The 21523-nt window shown below is 68.3% G+C and carries 18 protein-coding genes; 3 read left to right on the forward strand and 15 right to left on the reverse strand.

Translation table 11 applies throughout. The features are described from left to right. Positions 1-76: 76 nt before the first annotated feature. The gene (locus G3N96_RS20495; protein WP_206138274.1) at positions 77-889 is read right to left on the reverse strand and encodes an alpha/beta hydrolase; all 813 of its coding nucleotides are present in this window, start codon (positions 887-889) and stop codon (positions 77-79) included. Positions 890-959: 70 nt separating this feature from the next. Next, a complete protein-coding gene (locus G3N96_RS20500) occupies positions 960-1442 on the reverse strand; it encodes a hypothetical protein (protein WP_206138275.1) in 483 nt (160 codons plus the stop codon). A 402-nt stretch (positions 1443-1844) separates the two neighbouring features. Between G3N96_RS20500 and G3N96_RS39720 the strand changes: the two genes are divergently transcribed. Beyond that, the gene (locus G3N96_RS39720; RefSeq protein WP_006767081.1) at positions 1845-1979 is read left to right on the forward strand and encodes a hypothetical protein; all 135 of its coding nucleotides are present in this window, start codon (positions 1845-1847) and stop codon (positions 1977-1979) included. A gap of 128 nt (positions 1980-2107) precedes the next feature. On the opposite strand, the gene G3N96_RS20505 is transcribed toward G3N96_RS39720, so the two are convergent. The 10 genes from G3N96_RS20505 to G3N96_RS20550 form a co-directional block, all read right to left on the reverse strand. Next, on the reverse strand, positions 2108-2419 hold the full coding sequence (locus G3N96_RS20505; protein WP_346778903.1) for a beta-mannosidase: 312 nt from the start codon (positions 2417-2419) through the stop codon (positions 2108-2110). 78 nt (positions 2420-2497) lie between these two features. Continuing rightward, complete coding sequence (locus G3N96_RS20510) at positions 2498-5182, reverse strand: glycoside hydrolase domain-containing protein (RefSeq protein WP_241022744.1); 2685 nt, start codon at positions 5180-5182, stop codon at positions 2498-2500. Positions 5183-5508: 326 nt separating this feature from the next. Next, the gene (locus G3N96_RS20515; RefSeq protein ID WP_206138276.1) at positions 5509-6696 is read right to left on the reverse strand and encodes a beta-propeller fold lactonase family protein; all 1188 of its coding nucleotides are present in this window, start codon (positions 6694-6696) and stop codon (positions 5509-5511) included. Between the two features lie 128 nt (positions 6697-6824). Beyond that, on the reverse strand, positions 6825-8330 hold the full coding sequence (locus G3N96_RS20520) for a M81 family metallopeptidase (RefSeq protein ID WP_206138277.1): 1506 nt from the start codon (positions 8328-8330) through the stop codon (positions 6825-6827). Next, positions 8327-9616, reverse strand: coding sequence for a Zn-dependent hydrolase (locus G3N96_RS20525; RefSeq protein ID WP_089459592.1), 1290 nt, complete (start codon positions 9614-9616; stop codon positions 8327-8329). Before G3N96_RS20525 ends, G3N96_RS20520 begins: the two co-directional genes overlap by 4 nt. 34 nt (positions 9617-9650) lie before the next feature. Beyond that, entirely contained in the window at positions 9651-10352 is a 702-nt protein-coding gene (locus G3N96_RS20530; protein ID WP_046547134.1) for an ABC transporter ATP-binding protein, read from the reverse strand. Continuing rightward, the gene (locus tag G3N96_RS20535) at positions 10349-11116 is read right to left on the reverse strand and encodes an ABC transporter ATP-binding protein (protein WP_206138278.1); all 768 of its coding nucleotides are present in this window, start codon (positions 11114-11116) and stop codon (positions 10349-10351) included. Before G3N96_RS20535 ends, G3N96_RS20530 begins: the two co-directional genes overlap by 4 nt. Next, positions 11113-12156, reverse strand: coding sequence for a branched-chain amino acid ABC transporter permease (locus G3N96_RS20540; RefSeq protein ID WP_206138279.1), 1044 nt, complete (start codon positions 12154-12156; stop codon positions 11113-11115). Before G3N96_RS20540 ends, G3N96_RS20535 begins: the two co-directional genes overlap by 4 nt. After that, positions 12153-13013 carry a branched-chain amino acid ABC transporter permease gene (locus G3N96_RS20545; protein ID WP_039355129.1) on the reverse strand — a complete coding sequence of 287 codons (861 nt, stop codon included), beginning with the start codon at positions 13011-13013 and terminating at the stop codon, positions 12153-12155. The genes G3N96_RS20540 and G3N96_RS20545 overlap by 4 nt, the downstream gene beginning before the upstream one ends. Positions 13014-13082: 69 nt before the next feature. Then, entirely contained in the window at positions 13083-14291 is a 1209-nt protein-coding gene (locus G3N96_RS20550) for an ABC transporter substrate-binding protein (protein WP_206138280.1), read from the reverse strand. Positions 14292-14519: 228 nt separating this feature from the next. Between G3N96_RS20550 and G3N96_RS20555 the strand changes: the two genes are divergently transcribed. After that, on the forward strand, positions 14520-15374 hold the full coding sequence (locus G3N96_RS20555; RefSeq protein WP_206138281.1) for an FCD domain-containing protein: 855 nt from the start codon (positions 14520-14522) through the stop codon (positions 15372-15374). Between the two features lie 178 nt (positions 15375-15552). Here the strand turns inward: G3N96_RS20555 and G3N96_RS20560 are convergent, their stop codons facing one another. The 3 genes from G3N96_RS20560 to G3N96_RS20570 are packed head-to-tail and all read right to left on the reverse strand — an operon-like array spanning position 15553 to position 19854. Beyond that, a complete protein-coding gene (locus G3N96_RS20560; protein WP_206138282.1) occupies positions 15553-16977 on the reverse strand; it encodes an aldehyde dehydrogenase family protein in 1425 nt (474 codons plus the stop codon). Between the two features lie 30 nt (positions 16978-17007). Further along, positions 17008-18405, reverse strand: coding sequence for an aspartate aminotransferase family protein (locus G3N96_RS20565; protein WP_206138283.1), 1398 nt, complete (start codon positions 18403-18405; stop codon positions 17008-17010). Positions 18406-18462: 57 nt separating this feature from the next. After that, entirely contained in the window at positions 18463-19854 is a 1392-nt protein-coding gene (locus tag G3N96_RS20570) for an APC family permease (protein WP_206138284.1), read from the reverse strand. A gap of 251 nt (positions 19855-20105) precedes the next feature. Between G3N96_RS20570 and G3N96_RS20575 the strand changes: the two genes are divergently transcribed. Beyond that, positions 20106-21200, forward strand: a complete 1095-nt coding sequence (locus G3N96_RS20575) for an AraC family transcriptional regulator (RefSeq protein ID WP_206138285.1) — start codon at positions 20106-20108, stop codon at positions 21198-21200. The last annotated feature ends 323 nt before the right edge of the window (positions 21201-21523 follow it).

Below are 21523 nucleotides of genomic sequence, written 5' to 3' on the forward strand. Positions count from 1 at the left end.
ATGCGCGCGCTCGCGGCCGGGCCGCGCGCGCCGTCCGAATCTCGGCCGGACGGTCAGCCCGTGGTCGTCCCGCGCATTACCCCGGCAGCCGGTCGAGAAACGCCAGCATCGCCGCGTTGAACCGCTCGGGCCGCTGCAGCGGCGCGAAATGGCTCACGCCGGGCAGGATCGTCAGCGTCGCGCCCGGAATCGTGCGCGCCAGATACGCCGCGTGCTCGGGCCGGATGAATTCGTCGTGCTCGCCCAGCACGATCGTCACCGGCACGGCGATCGCCGCGAGATCCTGCGCGCGGTAATCCGGTTGCGTGCGCATCATTTCGCTGACCGCCGCGACGAAGGCGTCGAACTGGTCCGGCGTCGCGGACAGTGCTGCGTAGTCCTTGCGGTGCCGCGCGAAGCAGCGGTCGAGCAGCGGGCTCGGCACGATCTCCTTCGTCCCGCCCGGGTCCATGTTGCACGCGAAGAAGAACACGCCGGCCGCCCGTTCCGGCGCGCGATCGGCCAGCACGAGCGCGATGCACGCGCCGTCGCTCCAGCCGACGAAGCGCGCACGATCGACGTGCAGCGCGTCGAGGACCGCCAGCACGTCCGAGGCCATGCGTTCGTAGGAATAGGGTTTGTCGTCGCGCGTGCTGCGGCCGTGGCCGCGGCTGTCGATCACGATCGCGCGGTAGCCGGCCGCGAGCAGCGCCGGCACCTGGTTGCCCCAGTTGCCGCCGTGGCCGAGGCCGCCGTGCAGCAGCACGACCGCCGGGCCATGGCCGAACGACGCGTGCCAGATGCGCGCGCCGTCGTGTTCCAGCCATCCTTGCTCATCGGCCGCCGGCAGCGGCGTGCCGCCTTGCGACTCGAAGCGGGCGAGGTCGTCGTCGTTGAATTCCGCATGCATCGTTCAGCCGTCCTGTCGAGGGAGACGTGCTCGCGATTGTAATGCGTGCGGCCGACCCGGCCGCGACCGGTCAGGCCTGCGTCGACACCAGCCCGCCCGCCTGCGAGCCGCCCGATTTCTGGATCGCCGCCGCGAGTTGCGAGATCGCGGTCGAAAGCGCCCCCGAGATCGCGCTGGCTTGCGCGCTCAGCGACTGCTGTTCGATCGCCGCGGCCGGGTCGTCCTTCGCGCGCTGGCTCGCGCTCGCGATCTGCTGCTCCAGTGCCGCGAGCTGCTTCTGCAGCCGCTCGATCAGCGCCTTCAACTGGCTGACCGCCGGGTCGTCCGACGACGCACCCGATGCGCCGAGCGTTTCGCCCGTGGCGCCGGTCGCATCCTTCGTGCCGGCGGTGGCGGTCGCACTCGTAGCACCCGAGGTACTCGTCGCGCCATCGGTGGATGATGTTGCGGCGGGCGCGGCGGACGTCGTCGCCGCAGCGCCGGACGAAGCATTCGCGTTCAGGTTGCCGTCCGCCAGCGGCGAGCGTGTGGTCGTGGAGAAATCGATCTGCATCGTGTCGGTCCGTATGTCGGTAAGCGAATCGTGACTGGGATGAAACTGCCTTCCAACTCGTTTACGGCATTCATCACACGAAACTTGAGTAGCGGGGACGGACCGATTTAGCCGAAGATCGACCGGTTTAGCCACGAAAGGGCCAGATTGACGGCCCGGCGGCGCTGGTAAAATCGCCGCTTCGCCAGCGGGATTCGCGCGCCAATCGCCTCCGGGCACCAGCGCGCAACGCCGCCGGCCTCGACTCCCGCCCTTCCGGGCGCGGCACGCGGCACGTGCCGGCGCCGCGGTCGCGGCTGCGCGGGTCGCCTTTTTCGTCCGCCGGTGTGCCCCGCTCGCCCTGTCGCGCGGCGAGCGCCATGCGACGCGCACGCACTTCATCACGTATTCGAGGAACACACGATGGCCCGCATCGGCGCCTTCTGCATCACGACGTGGCTTGCCGCCGCGATTCTCTACTTCGGCCAGCACTCCGTCGCGATGATCGTATTGAGCGGTGTCGTCGTATTCGGCGGGTTCGATCTGCTGCGTCCGTAAGCGCGCCGGCTCGACACGTTTCCCGATCCGTCACGGCGAGCCCGCCTGAAGCCAACGCCGCGGGCTTTCGACCCGGCGCGTCACCGGCTCGCTCCCGCTTGTGCGGATTCACGCAACCCACCCCTCCGTCAGCAGGCCGCGAACGTCGGCACCGCCGGCGCGACCGCCAGCGCGCGCTCGTTGAACACGACCGGCACGCCGCCGAGCCCCAGCCGGCAGTTCGGGCGATCGAGCCGCCACCCGTCGACGCGCAGCGCGACGCGCGACACCGGCGCGCCGCCCGCATGCGGCAGGTCGATCGTGATCTGCCGCTTCCCGCCGGGTATCAGGTTCAGGTAGTTGTCGCTGTAGAACGCCGGCAGCACGCGCGCGCCGGTCGACGGATCGAATAACCGGCGAGTGCTGCGCTGTAAGACAGGAATTTCCGGCGCGATGTCGATTGCATGGTGTCGTTCTCCCGGATGGCGTTGTGTCGACGGGCGCGCAGGGCGGCCCCTGCGCGTCGTGCCCGCGTGGGTTTATCGCGCGCCGGCCTGGCGCATGCGCATCGCCGCTGACGACTCGCCGGCCGTCATCTGCGTGTAGTCCGCGTTCGGCCCGGACGGCGGCGTCAGGTTGTCGGCGGCCGCCCATTGCGTCGGCGTCGCGGACAGCGCGTAGCGCATCGTGCCGCCATTGGCGATCTTGCCCAGCGGCAGCCATGACCCCGCGTAGTCCGCGCCATTGACCTTCAGCGACTGGACATACGCGAACGACGGGCGCCCCGCGCTGTCCATCGCGACCTGCTTGTCGCTTTCGAGCCGCAGCGTCTTGCCGTTGCCGAACCAGACGGTGATCCCGCTGAACTGCGGCGTGGACAGTGCCAGCCCCGCCTCCGACGGAATGACCGGGAACATCCCGAGCGCCGCCCACACGTACCAGCTCGACGTCGCGCCCATGTCGTCGTTGCCCGGCAGCCCGTCGCGGGCCGTCGTGAACGCCTTCGACATGATGATCGGGAGAACGTACTGTGCGCCGCTCGGCTGCCCGGCCCAGTTGTACCCCCACGGCGACTGGAACGACGGTTCGTTGCCGATGTACAGGGTGTTCGACGATTCGCCGCCGTTCAGGCTGCTGGAGGACGGCACGGTCGAGAACGGCGTCGTGATCGCGAACAGGTTGTTCAGCCGCGTGACGGCCGCCTGCTTGCCGCCGATCGCATCGATCAGCGCGCTCCAGTCCTGCGCGAAGGTCCAGAAATAGTTCGGTTCCGTCGATTCGTGGAACGCGCCCTGCACGAGCGTGCCCAGCGTGCCGGGCGCCGAGCCGGCCGGCGGCGCGTTGCGCGCGGCGATCACCTTGTTCGTGTAGTCGAAGATGTTGCGCCACCACCCGGCGCGCGTGTAAAGCGTGCCGATGTTGTCGGTCGTCACGCCGACCGACGGCGCGTTCAGCACGCTGGCGGGCAGCACCTGCAGGAACGCAGCCGCGGAGCGGTCGCTCAGCACGCGCTCGATGGTCGCCGACGACGAGTGACCGTCGTCGCTCTGCGACAGGTAGTGGGCCGTCAGGAAATTGGCGAGCCCCGCCGCGCTCGTGCGATCGTTGCACGCGCTGGACGGATCGAACACCGACTGCTTCGTCAGGCGGGCGGCCGACACCAGGTCGAAATCGGTCGCGCCGAACTTGTACGCGCCGGCAATCACGTTCAGCGCGTTGTCGCCCGCCATCGGCGTCGAGTCGTCGCTGCCGTCGACCCAGTGCGGGAACGCACCGCACTGCAACCCGTCGACGACGAGCGACTGCATCATGTCGCTCGACTCCTTCGGTGCGAGCAGCGCCAGCAACTGCGCCTGCGACCGGTACGTGTCCCACAGCGAGAAGCCCGTGTAGTGGTTGCCCGCGCCGCCCTGCGATCCGTCGGCACGCCGGAATGCATAGTCACTAACCTTGGCCGTCGCGCGCGGCGGAATGGTGCCGGTCTGGTCGACCGACTTCGGATAGCTGCCATCCGCGTTCCTGGGCTGGCGCATGCTGCGGAATTCGCCGTTCGTGTCGCTGTAGAGCGTCGGCGTGCCGAACACGCGATAGAGCGCGGTGTAGAACTTCGTCAGGTTCGCCTTCTGCGTCGCATTCAACGCTGCGGGCGTCGCGGCCTGGTCGATCTGGATCGTGTTGAGCCGGTCGTTCCACAAGCCGGACGCGTTCTTGCGTGCGTCGTCGAACGCGACCTTTTCACCTTCCGCTTTCAGGTTCGCCTTCGCGTTCTGGATGCTGACGGACGAGACCCCGACTTTCACGGTGACGGTCCGGTCCGCGTCGGTCAGGTCGAACTGCAGCGTCGCCGCGCCGTTGCTGGCGGTATTCACCGCGGAGGTGCCCGCCTGCTTGCGCAGCGGCTTGTCGAAGGTCGCGTAGAAATACGCGGGCGCATTCCATACGGTGCCGTACGGCGTGCAGAACGCCGGCGCCACGGCCTGCCCGCTCATCGACTTGCCGTCGCTCGCGAGCGCCAGCGCGACGTGGTTCGCGGTGACCTTCGTGCTGCCCGCATCGCTGTTGCCGTTCAGCTTCGCGTCGATCGAGAAGAAGCCCTTGTCCTTGTCCGTGTACGTGAAGCGCGCGATACCGGAGCGCGCGGTCGCGCTCAACTCCGTCACGATGCCGTTCGCGAGACGCACCTTGTAGTACCCGGGTTCGGCCGTTTCATCCGCGTAGCGGTACCCGATGCCGATCGGCCGGCCACCCGAGGCCACGGCCGTCGCCGCGTCGGTCGGCAGCATCGCGACCGTGCCCTGCCCCGGGCACCCGACACCGCTCAGGTGCGTCACGCTGAAGAAGTCGATGGTGCCGCCCGCCCCGCCCGACGACAGGTAACCGCCCGAGCCGTTGAAGTTGTAGCGCGGCGTGTTCGGCCCGAAATTCACCATCCCGAACGGCACCATCGCGCCCGGACTCACGTTGCCCGCGTAGCCTGAATCGTCGTTGACCTGCGTGCCGATCAACGGATTGACGAACTGCGTCAACGCCATGTCGGTGCGCTTCGGCGGGGCAGGCTGATCCGGCTGGGCCGGTTGCGACGGCCCCGCCGTCGGCGGGACGGTCGACGGCGCGTTTCCTGCACCGTTGCTGGCCGTCTGGACACCGTTCACGTCGTCACCGCCACACGCGGCCAGCGCCGCGCAAGCCAGTGCGGCGACGAGCAAGAGTCGTGGATTTTTCATTTTTTCGCTTAGTACCGTTAATTAAAACGATTGATCCGGCGCCGATCGTTGCCGCCGCAACCGTCGCCTCCACCGCCCCACCGCCCGGAACGTCACATGCTTCCCAGGGGCTTACAGTGCCGCAACGACTGTTTATTCACTACAGGAAGTTTCCCGAATTTTCAGTTTGTTTAACTAAACAATTCGGGGTTAAGTGGCCTTGGATACAAAGTTCCGCCCTTTGTTGCGTTGCAACGGCGGCGCACAGGAGGTGTGCTTTGACGGGCGCCCGGCGAACCCGGGCGCCGCATGAACCGACGAAACTGAACCGGTCGATGCCGTGCGCGTCAGCGCGGCAACGTCCTCAACGAAGACGGCCCGCCCGTCAGCGCGATCCGCTTGCCCGTATCGTGCAGCTTGCCGCCTTCGACCGAATAAAGCGCCAGTTGCCGTTCGACGTTGAACTGCACGATCACGTGCCGGCTGTCGGCGGTGAACACGATGCCTTGCGCGGCCTCGCCGCCGGGCAACTCGCTCACCTTCACGGCCTGGCCGTTGCGGATCTCGAACAGCAGCACCTTGCCGATCTTGTGGCGGCCCGGGTTGTCGGCCGTCAGGTTCGAGCCGTCCATCGCCTGCACGGCGATCCACTTGCCGTTCGGCGAGATCGCGACGCCTTCCGGCAGCGACGGCACCGTCAGGTACTGAACCGTGCGGAACGGCACGCGCGACACGTCGATCAGCGCGACCGAATCGGCGTCGCCCGCCAGCGTGCCCGTATAGCCCGGCAGCCCCGCGAGCCCGACGTTGCTGACGACCGCCCAGCGGTTGTCGCTCGACACGTCGATCGTGTAAGGCGCGACGCCGGTGCTCAGGCGCGACCCGCTGTCGGTCACCTTGCCGTCGTCGACGTTCAGCACCGCGATGCCCTGCTCGTCGCGCAGCGACACGAGCGCATGCTTGCCGTCATGAGTGAAGCTGATCCCGGCCAGCCGCTTCTTGCCGATCTTCAGGTTGCCGTCGAGCGCCACGTTCGTGCCGTCGATGCGCAGGATCGACACGCTGCCGTCGACGTTCGCGACCAGCGCGAGCTTGCCCGAGCGGTCGATCGCGATCCCTTGCGGATGCGTGCCGAGCTCGATGCGCGTGATCGACGGCGGCGCGGCGTCGAGATTCACGACCTGCAGGAACGTGTCGAACACGAGCTGCTTCGCGGCCGTGTCGTAGCGCGTCGGCGCGCCGACGAGCGCAAGCTTCGCGTCCGGCGTGATCGCGACGGCCTGCGGCGGCCCCTGGATGCCGTTCTCGACGTCGACCTGCAGCGCGACCTTCGGCGGGAACGTGCTGGCGTCGAGCAGCGTCAGCGTGTCGGCGGGCGGTGAAGCCAGAAAGGTGTCGCGGCCCTCGACGCGCTGGTACTTGCCGTCGTTGCCGGACACGATCCAGTCGGCGGCGTGGGCGGCAACGGCCGTCGTGGCGAGGGTCAGCGCGGCGAGCAGGCGCGCGCTGCGCGGACGAAAAGGATTCGAATGCATGTCGGTCGATTCTCCGGATCGGTTGCGGACACAATGGATGGCATCGACCCTGCTGCTCGACGGGTCGGCGCCATCGCATGATGCCCGAAAGCCGGCCAATCCGGCGTCTCGCGCCCGGTCGGTTTCCGTCACGTCGTCCGGCGCGCGCCGGACGACGACCACTCGCCCACCTCGTCGAGCGGATACACGGGCCGCGCCAGCCGCTCGTAACGGAACAGCCCGTAGTCCGAACCCGTCACGCCGCGGCTGTCGCACTCGGCCAGCGCGGCCGCGATCGGCACGAACACCGGCCGGCAATACATCCGCGACTTCAGCAGCAGGAAGCGCGCGCGGCGCGGATCGACGCCGACGCTCTCGAACACGCCGAGATCCCACGGCTCCTGCGTCCGCTCGGTGATGACGAGCGTGGCCGCGCCGATGTCGAGCACGGCCGTGCGGCCCATGTATGCGCGCTGGCCCGTGTAGGTGGGCCCCGTGATCACGTATTCGCCGTCGGTGAGCGCGCGCACGACGCCGGTCGCGCGAAACGGCTCGCGCCGCACGCCGCCGTGCGACGGCAGGCGGTTGCCGACCGATACCGTGACGGTCGCGCCAACACCCGCGTCGATCAGCGCCGCGACGGCCTGCGGGTCGCACAACGGCCCGCTGACGATCCCGTCGAGCCCGTGCGCGAGCGCGGCCTCGAGCAGGTCCATCGTGTCGCACGGCCCGCCGGACATGCAGTTGTCGCCGTGATCGAGCATCAACACCGGGCGATCCGCGCCGCGTGCGAGCGCTGCAGCCTGCGCCACCGATTCGGCGAGCGGCGCGCTGCGATAGACGAAATCGTCTCGCGCGTCCCAGATCTGCCGCGCGATGCGCTCGGCCACCGCGTCGGCGGCGGCCCGGTCGCCATCGGCCACCACCACCACGCTGATGCACGGCGCGGGAATGTCCGCGAGCGAGAAGCCGGGCAGCACCGATACCGCAAGCATCCCGTCGGCCTCGGCGGCGCGCGCGGCCTCCACCGCGCGTTGCATTGCACCTTCCGCGCTCGCGCTGAGCAGCGTCGACGTCATCAGCGGCGGCTGCCGCCACGCGAGCACGGGCCGCGCACGGCCGTGGAGCCGGTCGAGCAGCACGCGCGCCGCATGCTCGCCCGTCTCGTACATATCGACGTGCGGGTAAGTCTTGAAGCTGACGATCACGTCCGCGTGATCGATCATCTTCTGCGTGACGTTCGCATGCAGGTCGAGCGCGACCGCGATCGGCGCGTTGGGTAGCGCCGCGCGCACGCGCTCGAGCAGGTCGCCCTCGCCGTCCGCGCTCTGCTCGGCGACCATCGCGCCGTGCAGGTCGAGCATCACCGCGTCGCAGCCGGGCGCCGCCGCGACGATCGCGTCGCAGATCGCCGCATACGCGTCGGCCGCGACCGGCCCGCTCGGGTTCGCGGCCGCCGATACGGGCGTCACGATCTCGGCCCCCTCACGTTCGGCCGCGTCGAGGAACGCGGCCATCGCGGTGCGCATCCCGCGATTCGCGCGATAGGCGTCGTCGCCCCAGTCGGGGCCGTTGCGGCCGAACGCGGCGAGCGGCGTCGGCACCGGCGAGAACGTGTTGGTCTCGTGGTTCATCCGGGCGATCAGGATCTTCATCGTGCGCGGCCCTCCGCGATCCCGGCGGCACCGAGCATCGCGTGCAGCAACACGTTGCAGCCGGCTTCCAGGTGGACCGGATCGGCGTCTTCGATCTCGTTGTGGCTGATTCCGTCCTTGCACGGCACGAAGATCATCGCGGTCGGCGCCACGCGCGCGAGATACACGGCGTCGTGGCCTGCGCCGCTGATCACGTTCATCGACGACAGCCCGAGCGCGTGCGCGCCCGCACGAACCTGCTCGACCAGCGCCGGATCGAACGGCTGCGGCGGGAAGCACACCACAGCCGCGATGTCGATCTGCATTCCGGCTGCCGCCCCCAGGTTGGCACATGTCGCGCGCAATTCCGCATCCATCTCCGCCAGCGTCGCGTCGTCGGCTGCGCGCAGGTCGACGGTCAGCGTCACGCGGCCCGGAATCACGTTGCGCGAATTCGGGTACACGTCGACCCAGCCGACCGTGCCGCGTCCATGCGGCGGATGCGCGCACGCGATGTCGTTCACCTTGCGCACGAGATCGGACGCGACGAGCAGCGCGTCACGCCGCAGCGCCATCGGCGTCGGGCCGGCGTGCGCCTCCATGCCGTGCACGGTCACGTCATACCAGCGCTGCCCGAGCGCGCCCTCGACCACGCCGATCGTCGTGTCGTGCGCCTCCAGCACCGGGCCCTGCTCGATATGCGCTTCGAAATACGCGCCAACCGGATGCGCGCCGCGCCCGTCGTTCGCATCACCCGCATAGCCGATCGCGGCCAGCGCGTCGCGCACCGACACGCCGTCGCGGTCGCATTGCGCGAGCGCATGGTCGAGCGTGAACGCGCCCGCGAACACGCCGGAACCCATCATCACGGGCACGAAGCGCGACCCTTCCTCGTTGGTCCACACCGCGACCTCGAGCGGCGCCCGCGTGCGCACGCCCGCATCGTCGAGCGTGCGCAGCACTTCGAGGCCCGCGAGCACGCCGTAGTTGCCGTCGAACTTGCCGCCGGTCGGCTGCGTGTCGATGTGGCTGCCCGTCGTCACGGGCGGCAGGTCGTCGCATTCGCCCGCGCGCCGCGCGAAGATGTTGCCGATCGCGTCGACGCGTACCGTGCAGCCGATTTCCTTCGCCCACGCGGCGAACAGGTCGCGTGCCTCGCGATCGAGGTCGGTGAGCGCGAGGCGGCACACGCCCCCTTTGTCGGTCGCGCCGATCCGCGCGAGACGCATCAGGCTGTCCCACAGCCGCGCGCCGTCGACGCGCAAGCCGGACGCCGCGACGCCCGGTGTCGAATCCTGAACTTGCATCGATGGAATTCCTCGCAATGAAAGGGCGCGGCGCCTACGCGACGCCGACACCCAGGTAACGGTCCTTCACCTCGTGATCGGCCGCGAACGCCGCGTTGCTGCCTTCGTAGACGATCACGCCCTGCTCGATCACGAAGTGGCGGTCGGCGAGCTGCGTGCACACTTCGAGGTTCTGTTCGACGAGCAGGATCGCGACGCCGGCCGCCTTGATCTGCTTCAGCTGCTCGACGATCTCCTCGACGATCACCGGCGCGAGCCCTTCGACCGGCTCGTCGAGCATCAAGAGCCGCGGGTGGTTCATCAGCGCGCGGCCGATCGCGAGCATCTGCTGCTCGCCGCCCGACAACTGCGCACCGCCGTTGCGGCGGCGCTCCTTCAGGCGCGGGAAGATCCGGTAGATGTCGTCGAGCTGCCACGGTGAATCGCGGCGCGCACCGAGCCGCAGGTTCTCCTCGACCGACAGCAGGCGGAAAATGCCGCGATGCTCCGGCACGAAGCACAGGCCGCGCGCGGCGATCCGGTGCGCGGGCTGCCCGGACACCGGCCGGCCCGCGAACGTCACCGTGCCGCCGGTCGGCGCGACGACGCCCGCGATCGTCTTGAGCGTCGTCGACTTGCCCGCGCCGTTGCGGCCGAGCAGCGTCACCGTCTCGCCTTCGTTCACGTTCAGCGAAATGCCCTGCAGGATGTGGCTCTTGCCGTAGCAGGCATGAACTTCCTTCACGTCGAGCATCATGCGCGGCCTCCCGTGATCATGTTGCCGAGATACGCGCTGCGCACGCGCGCGTCGCCGCGAATCGCGTCCGGCTTGCCTTCGACCAGCACACGGCCCTGCTGCATCACCGTGATCGTGTCCGAGATGTCCATCACGATGCCCATGTTGTGTTCGATCAGCACGACCGTGTAGTCGTCGCGCAGGCCGCGGATCAGCGCCTTCATGTCGTCGAGATCGTCGATCCCCATGCCCGACGTCGGCTCGTCGAGAAAGATCGCGCGCGGTCGCGCCGCCAGCGCCATCCCGACCTCGAGCCGGCGCTGCTGGCCGTGCGACAGCACGCCGGCCGCCGTATCGGCGAAGCGCTGCAGGCCGAGCCGCTCGAGCACGTCGTCGACGATGCCGTCGTGCGCAAGCGCACCGCGCGGCGGCGCCCACGGATTCAGCGCGCGCCGCGATTCGACGCCCTGCGCGGCGACGCGCAGGTTCTCGCGCACGCTCAGGTTCGGAAACAGGCTCGTCACCTGGAACGAGCGCGCGATGCCGCGCCGCACGCGCTTGTGATCGGGTTCGCGCGACACGTCGTGACCGTCGAACAGGATCGAGCCCGACGTGATCGGCAGCGTGCCCGTCAACGTATGGAACAGTGTCGTCTTGCCGGCGCCGTTCGGCCCGATCACCGAATGCACGGTGCGCGGCATGATCCGCAGATCGACGCCGCCCAGCGCCGTGAACTTGCCGTAGCGCTTGACGATGCCGCGCGCCTCGAGAATCGCTTCGCTCATTGCCGCTCCCCGGTCGTCGTCGCCGTGCGTCCGCCGCGCCGCAGCGACGCCGCGACGCGTTCACCCAATCCCCACAACCCGCGCTGCATGAACAGGCTGACCGCGATCAGCACGAGGCCGAGCAGCAGCAGCCAGCGCGGCCACAGCGTCGACAGCCAGTCCGCGAACAGCACGTAGAATGCCGCGCCGAGCACCGACGCGAACAGGTTGCCCGTGCCGCCGATCACCGTCATCACGAGGATCATCTCGCTCGTGTGATAGTCGATGTTCGACAGCGGCGCGATGCCCGTCATCAACGCGTGCAGCGCACCGGCGAACCCCGTGACCGCGCCCGACAGCACGAACGCCGCAAGCTTGAAGCGCTTCACGTCGTAGCCGGCCGCCGCCGCGCGCGCCTCGTTGTCGCGGATCGCGAGCAGCGTGCGGCCGAACACGGAGCGCGACACGCGCAACAGCAGCCAGAACACCGCGACGAACAGCACCGCGACGAAGCCGTAGTAGCGCCACGGCGAATCGAGCGAAACGAGCGGATGCCCGAACAGCGACAGCGCGGGGCGCGGGATATCGAGCAGCCCGTTGTCGCCGCCCGTGACGTTCGGCGTCGTGTAGGCGAGAAAGTAGAACAGCTGCCCGAACGCGAGCGTCAGCATCACGAAATAAGTGCCGCGCTGCCGGATCGAGAACCAGCCGACGAGCGCGGCCGCGGCGGCACCGAGCACGGTGGCTGCAACCAGCGCGGCAGTCACCGATGCGACGCCGTGCGTCAGCACCAGCCCCGCCGCATAGCTGCCGAGCCCGAAGAAGATGCCCTGCCCGAACGACAGCAGCCCCGTGTAGCCGAGCAGCAGGTTGCAGCCGAGCGCGGCGAGCGCGAACACCAGCACCTCGGTCGCGAGCGAGCCCGAGCTCAGCGCAACCGGCAGCGCGCACACGACGGCCACCGCGAGCCAGCCTTCCGGCCGCTGCCATGCGCCGCGCCACGGCTGCGGGCGTGACGAGGCCGCCGTCCCGGGCGGCAGCGGTTTCGACGATTCGATCATGCGGCCCTCCCCAGCAACCCGTTCGGACGCAACAGCAGCACGGCCGCCATCGCAACATAGATCATCAGCCGTGCCCCTTCCGGCCACAGCGTGCTCATCAGGCTCTGCACGATGCCGACCAGCAGCCCGCCGACCAGCGCCCCGAGAAAATTCCCCATCCCGCCGACGACGACCACGACGAACGCGACGCCGAGCGCCTCGATGCCCATGAACGGATCGACGCCGCGGATCGGTGCGGCAAGCACGCCCGCGAGCGCGGCCGTCGCCGCGCCGAGCGCGAACACGAGGCTGAACACGCGTGTCACGTTGATGCCGAGCAGCGACACCATCTCCGACGATTCGCTGCCCGCGCGCACCGTGCTGCCGAGCCGCGTGCCTTCGAGCACCCACCACAGCAGCGCGGCGAGTACGGCCGTGAACGCGATCACGAACAGCCGGTATTTCGGGTAGACGAAGCCGCCCCAGATCACGACGCCGTTCAGCGCGTCGGGCGGCGGCACGTTGTCGCCGAGCGGGCCCCACGCGAGGATCGCGCACTCCTGCAGCACGAGCGCGAGCCCGACCGTCGCGAGGATGTGGAATTCGTGCTGCTGCGCGTACACATGACGCAGCACGAGCTTTTCGACGCTCCACGCGAACGCGCCGACGACGAGCGGCACGACCGCGAGCGCGACCCAGAAATTCGCCGACCATTGCAGCGCCTGGTAGCAGAGATACGCACCGAGCAGGTAGAACGCGCCGTGAGCGAAGTTCACGAAGCGCAGCAGGCCGAACACGATCGACAGGCCGACGGCGAGCAGGAAATACAGCATGCCCACGCCGATGCCGTTGACGATCTGCAGCAGATAGACGTTCATGGCTTCCGTGTCAGAAAGGAAGGTAACGGACGTCCGCGGCGCGTAACGGCCGCGGACGCGTGCACTGCGTCACGCGAGCTTGCAGCCCGTCTTGTCGACCGGCAGGAACGACTGGCCCGAGCTGACGATGTCGGCGTAGTCGTCCGCGTTCTTCATCCGGCTCTTCGGCTTGCCCTTCAGCAGGTAGTAGTTCTTCAGCACCTGGTGGTCGCCCTTGCGGATTTCCTCCGGGCCGGTGAGGCCGTCGTACTTCATGCCCTCCATCGCCGCGACCACCTTCTTCGGATCGGCGCTGCCGGCTTTCACCATCGCGTCGACCAGGATCTTCGAGCAGATATAGGAACCCGCGAGGCTGTAGTTCGGGTTCGCCTTGAACGTGGCGTTCGCGCGCTTCACGAGATCGCGGTTCAGCGGCGAATCGATGCCGTGCCAGTACTGCGCGCCGAAATACACGCCGTCGCAGATGTCGGGCCCGAGCGCCTCGAACTGCTCGAGGCCCGACGCCCAGGCGAGCAGGATCGTGCAGTTGCGCTTCATCCCGAAGCTGACGGCCTGGCGCAGCGTGTCCGACGACTGCGAGCCGAAGTTCAGGATCAGCAGCACGTCCGGCTGCGCGGCCGCCGCGTTCGTCAGGTAGCCGCTGAACTCCTTCTCGGCGAGCGAGTGGTAGCTGTTGCCGACATGCTCGATGCCCTTTTCCTTGAAGATCGCCTTCGCGGCCGACAGCAGGCCGTCGCCGAACACGTATTGCGGCGTGATCGTGTACCAGCGCTTCGCCTTCGGCAGCATCTGGGTCAACGGGCGCACCGTCTGCTCGATCGCGCCGAAGGTCGGCACCGACCAGCGGAACGTCGCGGCATTGCAATCCTTGCCGGTGATCTCGTCCGCGCCGGCCGTCGTGATGAACACGCCGCCCGCCTTCTGGACTTCCTTGCCCATCGCCAGCGACTCGGACGACAGGATGCCGCCCGCGAAGAAACGCACGCCCTTCTGCTGCGCGATCTCCTGCACGCGCCGCACGGCGGTCGCGGGCTTGCCCTCGGTGTCGAGCGCCGTGTAGGCGAGCGGCGCGCCGAGCACCTTGCCGTACTGCTGGACGACGAGCTGCATGCCGAGATCGGCGTACTTGCCGTTGGCCGCGAACGGCCCCGACATCGGCACCGGGCATGCGAGCTGGATGGACGAACCCTGCGCGAACGCGGCTCGGGACGACATGCTGCCGAGCGCACCCGGCACGGCCGACAGCGCGGCCAGTTTCAACAGTTCTCGGCGATTCAAGTTGACGCTCCTGATAAAGGGGGACACACGCGATGCGACCGACTGCCAAACCGTGCCCACGCCCTGCAGGATGCGCGCCGCCGGTTGATCCTATTTATCATGATAAATAGAATGAACCTGATGCTAGAGTTGATCAAAATTGGTGTCAATCAGGCAAAATTCCGTACCCGCGCCGGCACGGATCGTCGACGATGACGCGGCGCGCAGTCAGACAAAGGAGTCGTGAAGATGGTCATGGACCGAGCCAGGGCGGGCCTCGCGGTCGAAATCAAGCAGCCGAAGCGGGCCGACCTCGTCGCCGAGGAGATCAAGCGGCTGATCACCGAGAAGGACCTGAAGCCGGGCGATCGCCTGCCGCGCGAGGCCGAGCTGCAGCAGCTCTATGCGGTGAGCAAGAGTACGATCCGCGAGGCGCTGAAGTCGCTCGAGGTGCAAGGGCTGATCAAGGTCACCACGGGGCCGTCCGGCGGCGGGATGGTCGTCGAGGTGCCGCTCGACCGCACGCTGCAGCTCCTGCAGAACTACCTGTTCTTCAAGGACGTGACGATCGACGACATCTACACCGTGCGCAAGCTGCTCGAACCCGAGCTGGCGGCCGGTGCCGTGCCGCATCTGAGCGAGCGCGACTTCGCGGCGCTGGAGGCGAACATCGCGTGCTGCGACGGCGCGTCGGGCGTGCACGACCGCGGGCACATGCTGCGCCAGCGCCAGGAGGACACGACGTTCCACGACATCCTTGCGGCCGCGAACCCGAACCCGTTCCTGCGCTTCAGCTGCGAGCTGATCAACGAGATGATCCGGCAGCTGATCGAGTTCCGGAACGATACGCCGCTCGTGGAGCACAAGCGCTTCGGCGAAGCGAACGTGTCGATCCACAAGGCGATCCTGCAGGCCGCGCGCGAGCGCGACGCCGAGCGCGTCCGGGCGCTGATGGTCGAGCACATGACCGAGGCGCCCAAGCATGTGAAGCGGATGAAGGGCAAGCTGCGCGGGCGGTTGATCCTCGATTCCGAGATCCGCCGGCGGGCCGCCGCGCCCGTTGCGGGATCCGATGCGGGCGCAACGGATCCCGACGAGGACTGATCGCCGGCGAACGCGGCGTCGGCTCGATGCCGCGTGCTTCGCAGCGCACGGGAAGTATCGGCCACGCGGTCACTGCCGACGCCGTACGCGGCCGTGGCGGCCGGCCACCGCGAGCGGCGCAGGCAATGGCGCATGCGCGTCGCAATTCACCCGGGCGGGCGCCGCGTCGTACGTACGCTCACGCGTACCCCGTCGTGCCCTTCGTCTCCAGATACTCGACGAGGCCGAACTCCGCATATTCGCGGCCGTTGCCCGAACGCTTGTAGCCGCCGAACGGCGCGGCCGGATTCCATGCCGGGTAGTTGATGTGGACGTTGCCCACCCGCAGCCGCGCCGCCACCCTGCGCGCACGCTCGATATCCTTCGACTGCACGTAGGCCGCGAGCCCGTAGACCGAATCGTTCGCGAGCGCGATGGCTTCTTCTTCGGTGCGGTAGGTCATGATCGCCAGCACCGGCCCGAAGATTTCCTCACGCGCGATCGTCATGTCCGGCGTGACGTTCGAGAATACCGTCGGCCGGACGTAGAACCCGTCACCGAGCCCGTCCGGACGCCCCGGCCCGCCGGCGACGAGCGTCGCGCCTTCTTCGATCCCGAGCCGGATGAAGTGCTGGATACGGTCGAACTGCGTTCGGCTGACCACCGGCCCGATACCGGTTCCCGCCGCACGCGGATCGCCGACGACCGTGCGTTCCGCTTCCCGCCGCGCGGCCTGCTCGGCCAGCGCCAGATGATCGGCATGCACGAGCATGCGCGTCGGCGCATTGCACGACTGGCCGCTGTTGCTGAAGCAGCTGCGCGCGCCGCCGGTGACCGCAACCTCGATATCGGCATCGGGCAGGATCAGGTTCGGGCTCTTGCTGCCGAGTTCCTGGTGCACGCGCTTCACGGTATCGGCGGCGGCCTTCGCGACCTCGACGCCCGCGCGCGTCGAACCCGTGAACGACACCATGTCGACATCCGGGTGCCGCGACAGCGCGTCGCCCACTTCGTGCCCGTAGCCGTGCACGAGGTTGAACACGCCGGGCGGCACGCCGGCTTCGTGCAGGATCTCCGCGAACAGGATCGCGCTGAACGGCGCGATCTCGCTCGGCTTGAGCACCATCGTGCAGCCAGCCGCGAGCGCCGGCGCGACCTTGCACACGATCTGGTTGATCGGCCAGTTCCACGGCGTGATCAGCGCGCACACGCCGATCGGCTCGTGCGACACCAGCAGCGAATCGGTCTGCGTGCTGAAACGGAACGACCGCAGCGCGCGGATCGTCTGTTCGAGGTGCGCGGTGCCGACCGCGGCCTGCGCCGCGCGCGCGAAGGCGATCGGCGCGCCCATCTCCTGCCGGATCGTCTGCGCGACCTCCTCGTAGCGGCGCTGGTAGATCTCGAGCACGCGCCGCAGCAGTGCGACGCGCTCGTCCACCGGCCAGCGCGAATACGTGTCGAAAGCCTGCTTCGCCGCGCCGACCGCGCGGTCGACGTCGGCCGCACCGCCGATCCTGAGCTGTGCGTACGGCCGTGCAGTGGCCGGGTCGATCACGTCGATCGATCGTGCGTCGGCCGGATCGAGCCACTGGCCGTCGATATAGGACTGTTGTGACGTTCTCATCGAGTGCTCCTGAAATGAAGGCCGCCGCGCTCAGCGCGTCGCCCGCGCATAGCTGTCGACGAGGATATCGCGGATCTTCGCGACGAACCACACGATCTCGTCGCGCGACATCACGAGCGGCGGCGAGAACTGCACGATCGGCGTGCCTTCGTGATCGACGCCTGCGCGGCACAGCAGCCCCGCGTCGAAGATCGCGGGGGCGAGCAGCGTCGACACGAACGCCTGCGCGCTGATGCCGGCCGCCCAGCGGCGCGCGGCCTTGTCGGTCACGAGTTCGAGCGAATAGTGATAGCCGTCGCCGCGCACGTCGCCGACGCACGGCAGTTCGAGCAGGCCGTCGAGCGTCTGGCGGAACACCGCTTCGTTGCTGCGGACGTTCTCGAGCACGCCTTCGCGCTCCATGATCGCGAGGTTCGCGAGCGCGGCCGTGCACGCGACCGGGTGGCCGCCATAGGTCGCGCCGTGCAGGAACATCTGCTGCGGGCCGTCGAGCACCGCGTCGACCACCGCGTCGCTCGCGATCACGCCGCCGAGCGGCACGTAGCCCGACGCGATGCCTTTCGCGAACGTGATGATGTCCGGCTTCAGCCCGTAGCGCGCGGAGCCGAAATATTCGCCGAGCCGGCCGAACCCGCAGATCACTTCGTCGGCGACGAGCAGCACGCCGTGCCGGTCGCAGATGTCGCGCAGCCCGGCCGCATAGCCGGCCGGCGGCGTCAGGCTGCCGCCCGCATTCTGCAGCGGCTCGACGACGATCGCGGCGACGGTATCCGGCCCTTCCTGCACGATCAGCGATTCGATCTCGTCGAGCAGATGGCGTGTGAACTGCGCTTCCGTCTCGCCCGCCGGGCGGCCGTAGCGCTTCGTGTTGCCCACGTGCCGCACACCCGACATCAGCGGCTCGAAATGCTTGCGGAAGTTCGTCATCCCGTTCAGCGCGAGCGCGCCGAACGACGTGCCGTGATATGCGACGCGGCGCGCGATGAACTTGCGCCGCTGCGGCTCGCCGCGCGACTGGTGATACTGGCGCACCAGCTTGATCGCCGATTCGTTCGACTCCGAGCCGCTCGACGTGAAGAACACGCGGTTCAGCCCGTCCGGCGCGAGCGCCGCGAGCTTGTGCGCAAGCTTGATCGCCGGCTCGTGGCCCACCCCCCAGTTGGTCGCGAACGGCAGCCGCACCATCTGCTCGCGGATCGCGTCGCCGATTTCCGCGCCGTGGCTGTAGCCGACCTGCACGCAGTACAGCCCGGCCAGCCCGTCGAAGTAGCGCTTGCCGTTGCGGTCGACGAGCCAGCAGCCTTCGCCGCGGTCGAACACGGTCAGCGCGTGGTCGCGATACGCATCGGCGTGCGTGAAATGCATCAGCAGGTGGCGTTTGCCGATGGCCTGCAGGTCCGCATCGAGATTGACGTCAACAGCGTTCATGGGTCGTTCCTCCTTCAGGGTTTCAACGCCGGCGGCCGGCAGTCGGCCACCGCTCATTCAATTCATCGACAACGTCGGCGCCGGGCGCGTGAAGCCGCGCGTGAGCCATACGAGCTGGCAAAGTCCGAGTACGAGCCAGCCGGTGCCGACGTAGAACGTCTGGCGCGACAGGCCCGACCAGAGCCACACGTTCATCGCGAAGCCGATCGCCGGCATCACGCCGAACGTGATCCAGCCCGCGAAGCGGCGATGCTCGGGCCGGCACAGATAGCTGCGCATCACGCACAGGTTCACCACCGCGAACGCGACGAGCGCACCGAAGCTGATCATCGTCGACGCGAGATCGAGCGTGATGAACAGCGCGGACAGCGACACGATGCCGACCGCGAGCGTCGCGCGCACCGGCGTGCGCAGCCGTGCATGCAGGTGGCCGAATACGCGTTCGGGCAGCACCCGGTCGCGGCCCATCGCGAACAGCACGCGTGTCACGCTCGCCTGGCCCGCCATCGCGCTCGCGAAGCAGCCGGCCACGTACACCGCGACGAAGAACGCCGACAGCGTGCCGCCGCCGATGCGCCGCATCAGTTCGAGGCTGGCCGAATCGAGATCCTTGAATGCGTGCCAGTCGGGAAACACCACTTGCCCGACGTACGCGACCAGCATGAACAGCACGCCGCTCGCCAGCGTGCAGAGCAGGATCGCGCGCGGCACCGTGCGCTTCGGCTCGCGTGTCTCCTCCGACAGCGTGGTGACCGCATCGAAACCGAGGAACGACAGGCACAGGATCGCGGAGCCGGCGAAGATCGCACGCGCATCGCCCGACGACGGCAGCGCGACGGCCATCGACAGCCCTTCGCCCGACGCGACCCGCGCGGAAGCGATGAAGAAGATCGCGATGAACACGAGCTGGCTCGCGATCAGGATCAGGTTCACGCGATTAACGAGCCGGATGCCGACGATGTTCAGCCCGGTGATCAGCACGATGCTCCCGACGATCCACACGCTGGCCGGCACACCCGGGAAAATCTGTTTCATGTAGATGCCGATCGCGAGGTAGCTGATCATCGGGATGAACAGGTAGTCCATCAGCAACGCCCAGCCGACCATGAAGCCGGCCGACGTGCCGAAGTTGCGGCTCGCGAACGTATAGGCCGACCCGGCGCTCGGCATCAGCCGCGCCATGTGGCCGTAGCTGCGCGCGGTGAACAGCATCGCGACCAGCGTGACCGCATACGCGGCGGTCAGGTGCCCGTTCGTCTCGCTCGTGACGATCCCGTAGGTGGTGAACACCGTCATCGGCAGCATGTACGCGAGGCCGAAGATCACCAGCGTTGCGAGCCCGAGCAGATGCGGCTTGCGGTGTTGGTCCGCGTCGCCTCGCATCGCGTGCGCGCCGACGTCATGCGTCGCGGCGGCTGATGCGTATCGACCCGGGCTGTCGTTGTCCATGCTGTCCTCACGTGGGTGGCGTTCACGGCTTCAACACTCGTTCGCCCGGCTCGGCCGGCGGCGCTCGACTGGGAGAAAGTGTGGTGCGCCAAAAAATCGGCCACGAATGAGAAAAGCGGACGTAATCAGGGGATATTTCCGGACACGCTGCCGCACGGCGCGCCGGCGAGCCATGCATGCTGCTGTGCCGCACTGGCGTTTTGCGGACATTCCGGCTATGTTCTACGCGACCCCGTCGCCCCTTCAGCACCATGAACAGCCGCCCCCATCCAGACCAGAGCCGGGCCGAGCGCAGCCTGCGCTCGTCGCTCGGCCTCGCGCGCCCGGCCGGGCGCCAGGAGGACATTCCCGCCACCGTCCACGCGATCGCGGTCGCGCTGGACGAATGCCGCGTGCGGCATATCGACGGCGCCGCGCTGCTCGACGGCACGGGGCTCGGCGCGGACGAAGTCGCGTCGCCGAACCTGCACGTGAATCGCGGCCAGGAGCAGCGCTGCTTCCACAACCTGCTGCAGCGCAGCGGCGTGCCGTCGATCGGGCTCTCGATCGGCGCGCGGCTGCACGTGTCGACGCTCGGCCTCGCCGGCTACGCGATGCTGATCAGCGGCTCGGTGATGCAGGCGTTCCGCTGCATGGGCCAGTTTCCGCTGTTCATGGGGCTGTATTTCGATGTGCGTATCGATGCGCACGCGGACGGCATGAGCGTGACGATCAGCCGCTACAACGGCGAGCCCGATCTCGAGGTGTTCCAGGTCGACATGTGCCTGTCGAGCCTGCGGCTGATCGTGTCCGATCTCGTCGGCAAGCCGGTCTGGCCCGAGCAGGTTCAGCTCGCGCGCCGCACGCCGCGCAACGCGGCCGACTACACGCGCCACTTCGGCTGCAAGGTCGCGTTCAACGCAGCCGACAACCGTCTCGTGTTCACGTCGGTGAACGGCACCGAGACGCCGCTGCTCGCGAACGAAGTCAGCTTCAACGCGTTGCATGGCCAGTGCGAGGCGCTCGAACGGCAGTGGGCCGCGTCGGTCGGCACGCGCTTCGCCGATCGCGCGCGGGAGCTGATGGCGCGCGACCTCGCACGCTTCAAGTCGATGACGTCGCTCGCGGATGCCCTGCACCTGACGGAGCGCACGCTGCGCCGGCGGCTCGACAAGGATGGCCTCACGTTCCAGTCGCTGCTCGACGACGTGCGCCGCGACGAAGCGGTGCGGATGCTCGACGATCCCGAGCTGACGGTCGCCGCCATCGCGGAACGTCTCGGCTACAGCGAGCCGCGCAGCTTTCGTCATGCGTATCGACGCTGGACCGGCAGGGCGCCGCGCGCCGATCAGGATGCTGACGCGTAACGCGCAATCGACGCCCGCTCGGCAGACCTCCCAGCAGAAGCCTTCCCGACGCACGTCGGCAAGCCGGTTTCATCGCCGACATCAGCGCTTCCCGCACACACCGTTCATGACCGGCGCCTGAATGGTGTCGCGCTCGACATGGCTGCATGTCATCCGAATCTTCTCGCGTAGAATGCCCGCAACAATCAAATCAAGCATCAAGCCGAGCGGGCCGCCCTTCCATTCCACTCGCACCGGCGCAACGCGAACACGACAACACGAACAAGACCCGCGGCATCCACCGGCGGCGCCGACCCGACCGGGCGTGTGCCGCCACGACGATC

This window comes from Burkholderia sp. Se-20373 (assembly GCF_017104705.1).
GTDB lineage: Bacteria > Pseudomonadota > Gammaproteobacteria > Burkholderiales > Burkholderiaceae > Burkholderia.

What these genes read in the sequence shown, in the direction of transcription:
- G3N96_RS20495 (WP_206138274.1), bottom strand. Translation starts at nt 889, where the DNA reads ATGCATGCGGAATTCAACGACGACGACCTCGCCCGCTTCGAGTCGCAA.
- G3N96_RS20500 (WP_206138275.1), bottom strand. Translation starts at nt 1,442, where the DNA reads ATGCAGATCGATTTCTCCACGACCACACGCTCGCCGCTGGCGGACGGC.
- G3N96_RS39720 (WP_006767081.1), top strand. Translation starts at nt 1,845, where the DNA reads ATGGCCCGCATCGGCGCCTTCTGCATCACGACGTGGCTTGCCGCCGCG.
- G3N96_RS20510 (WP_241022744.1), bottom strand. Translation starts at nt 5,182, where the DNA reads ATGAAAAATCCACGACTCTTGCTCGTCGCCGCACTGGCTTGCGCGGCG.
- G3N96_RS20515 (WP_206138276.1), bottom strand. Translation starts at nt 6,696, where the DNA reads ATGCATTCGAATCCTTTTCGTCCGCGCAGCGCGCGCCTGCTCGCCGCG.
- G3N96_RS20520 (WP_206138277.1), bottom strand. Translation starts at nt 8,330, where the DNA reads ATGAAGATCCTGATCGCCCGGATGAACCACGAGACCAACACGTTCTCG.
- G3N96_RS20525 (WP_089459592.1), bottom strand. Translation starts at nt 9,616, where the DNA reads ATGCAAGTTCAGGATTCGACACCGGGCGTCGCGGCGTCCGGCTTGCGC.
- G3N96_RS20530 (WP_046547134.1), bottom strand. Translation starts at nt 10,352, where the DNA reads ATGATGCTCGACGTGAAGGAAGTTCATGCCTGCTACGGCAAGAGCCAC.
- G3N96_RS20535 (WP_206138278.1), bottom strand. Translation starts at nt 11,116, where the DNA reads ATGAGCGAAGCGATTCTCGAGGCGCGCGGCATCGTCAAGCGCTACGGC.
- G3N96_RS20540 (WP_206138279.1), bottom strand. Translation starts at nt 12,156, where the DNA reads ATGATCGAATCGTCGAAACCGCTGCCGCCCGGGACGGCGGCCTCGTCA.
- G3N96_RS20545 (WP_039355129.1), bottom strand. Translation starts at nt 13,013, where the DNA reads ATGAACGTCTATCTGCTGCAGATCGTCAACGGCATCGGCGTGGGCATG.
- G3N96_RS20555 (WP_206138281.1), top strand. Translation starts at nt 14,520, where the DNA reads ATGGTCATGGACCGAGCCAGGGCGGGCCTCGCGGTCGAAATCAAGCAG.
- G3N96_RS20560 (WP_206138282.1), bottom strand. Translation starts at nt 16,977, where the DNA reads ATGAGAACGTCACAACAGTCCTATATCGACGGCCAGTGGCTCGATCCG.
- G3N96_RS20565 (WP_206138283.1), bottom strand. Translation starts at nt 18,405, where the DNA reads ATGAACGCTGTTGACGTCAATCTCGATGCGGACCTGCAGGCCATCGGC.
- G3N96_RS20570 (WP_206138284.1), bottom strand. Translation starts at nt 19,854, where the DNA reads ATGGACAACGACAGCCCGGGTCGATACGCATCAGCCGCCGCGACGCAT.
- G3N96_RS20575 (WP_206138285.1), top strand. Translation starts at nt 20,106, where the DNA reads ATGAACAGCCGCCCCCATCCAGACCAGAGCCGGGCCGAGCGCAGCCTG.